General features: G+C 60.8%; 2 protein-coding genes. Both read left to right on the forward strand.

Annotation, left to right across the window (positions count from 1 at the left end; genetic code table 11):
- The first annotated feature begins 73 nt into the window (after positions 1–73).
- Positions 74–1,384, forward strand: a complete 1,311-nt coding sequence (gene purB / locus V6C16_RS11860; protein ID WP_333543298.1) for an adenylosuccinate lyase — start codon at positions 74–76, stop codon at positions 1,382–1,384.
- 36 nt (positions 1,385–1,420) lie between these two features.
- Positions 1,421–1,978, forward strand: coding sequence for an orotate phosphoribosyltransferase (pyrE, locus tag V6C16_RS11865; RefSeq protein ID WP_333535542.1), 558 nt, complete (start codon positions 1,421–1,423; stop codon positions 1,976–1,978).
- Positions 1,979–2,054 lie beyond the last annotated feature (76 nt).

Here is a 2,054-nt window from a genome sequence, read left to right on the forward strand (position 1 = left end):
GCCGCTCCGGCGGCTGCTCCCGCAACCCCGGCCCCTGCTGCCGGTCCCGCCAAAACGGACTCATGAGGCTGCCATGATCGAACGCTATACCCGCCCGGAAATGAACCGCATTTGGACTTTGAAAAACCGCTATCAGGCATGGCTTGACGTGGAGCTGGCCGTTTGTCGGGCGTGGAGCGAAATGGGCCGGATTCCGGCCGAGGCTGTTGCCAATATCTGCGACAAGGCCGCCATTGATGTGGATCGCATCCTTGAAATCGAGGAAGTGACCCGGCATGACGTCATCGCCTTTCTGACCTCGCTTGAGGAAAAGGTGGGACCGGACGCGCGCCATATCCACCTGGGCTGCACTTCGTCCGACATTGTGGATACGGCCAATGCCCTGCTGCTGGTGCAGGCGGGCGAGCTGATCCTCAAAGACATACGCGGGCTGCTGCGCAGCATCGAATCGCTGGCCCGTCGCCACAAGGGTGTGCTGTGCATGGGCCGCACCCACGGCATACACGCGGAACCCACCAGCTTCGGGCTCAAGATGGCCGGTTTTTACGCTGAATTTTCGCGTCACCTGGCGCGGGTGGAAGCCGGACTTGAGAGTGTGCGTGTGGGCAAGATATCCGGCGCGGTGGGTACTTACGCCTTTTTGTCGCCCGAACTGGAAGCGCGCGCCCTGGGCCATCTGGGCCTTGGGGTTGACCCGCACTCCACCCAGATCATCCAGCGTGACCGTTACGCCCACTTTTTCACCTCACTGGCTATTCTGGGCGGCGGCATAGAACGCCTTTGCGTGGAACTGCGCCATCTGCAGCGCACCGAGGTGCTGGAAGTGGAAGAAGGCTTTGCCAAAGGGCAGAAAGGCTCTTCGGCCATGCCGCACAAAAAGAATCCCATTTCGGCCGAAAACATGACCGGGCTTTCACGCCTGCTGCGCACCAATGCCCTTGCCGCCCTGGAAAATCAGGCTCTCTGGCACGAACGCGACATCAGTCATTCGTCGGTGGAACGTGTCATCATGCCGGACTCCACCATTCTGGCCGACTATATTCTTGCGCGCCTTACGCGCCTTCTGGACGGCCTTGTGGTCAAGCCCGAGCGCATGCGCGAAAATATGGACCGTTCCTTTGGCCTGTATTTTTCGCAGCGTGTGCTCACGGCTCTGGTTTCCGGCGGGCTGCCGCGCCAGCAGGCCTATGAGGCCGTGCAGCGCCTTGCCATGCAAAGCTGGGAAAGCCGCGTGCCTTTCCCCGACCTTGTGCGGGCCGACGCCGATATGAGCAGCCGTCTGGGCGAAGCCGCCCTGAAAGAGCTTTTTGATCCTTCCTATTACCTGCAGCACGAGGACGAGATTTTTGCCCGCGTGTTTGCCGAAAGCCCCGCCCGGGCCTAGCCGAGGTTGTTCATGAGCGTCTGCACCCAAGAGCATATGATGGAACTTAAACGCCGCCTCGCGCGCCTGCTGGTAGAAAAATCCTATCGGGAAGGGGATTTTATGCTGGCTTCAGGCCGCAGAAGCGACTATTATTTTGACTGTCGTGTAACGGCCCTGCACGCCGAGGGCTCATGGCTCATCGGCACGCTGTTCAATCACATGCTTCGAGACCTTGATATCCGGGGCGTGGGCGGCATGACTATGGGCGCTGATCCGCTGGTTTCGGCCACCACGGTTATTTCGCATGAGCAGGGCAGGCCCCTGCACGGCCTGCTGGTCCGCAAGGAGGCCAAGGGCCACGGAACCGGGCAGTTTGTGGAAGGGCTGGGCAATTTTAACGCAGGCGATCGCGTTGCCATGCTGGAAGATGTGGTCACCACGGGCGGTTCGCTGCTCAAGGCATGTCACAGGATCAGCGACGCAGAGCTGAACATTGTTGCTGTGTGCGCCATTCTGGACAGGGAGGAAGGTGGCCGTGAAAAGCTCCGTGAGGCGGGATATGAACTGCTTGCCCTCTTCACCCGCGCGGAACTGGTGGCCCTTGCGCGCTGAGCTCACTCAGCCGGAACCTGACGCGGCGGCCTTGGGGCCTGTTGCGTCTGACGGTGTTTCGCCGGCGTCTTGTCTG

This window comes from Desulfovibrio sp. 1188_IL3213, assembly GCF_036763145.1.
Classification (GTDB): domain Bacteria; phylum Desulfobacterota; class Desulfovibrionia; order Desulfovibrionales; family Desulfovibrionaceae; genus Desulfovibrio.

Coding starts and splice junctions, on each gene's coding strand:
- purB (WP_333543298.1), top strand. CDS start 74: ATGATCGAACGCTATACCCGCCCGGAAATGAACCGCATTTGGACTTTG.
- pyrE (WP_333535542.1), top strand. CDS start 1,421: ATGATGGAACTTAAACGCCGCCTCGCGCGCCTGCTGGTAGAAAAATCC.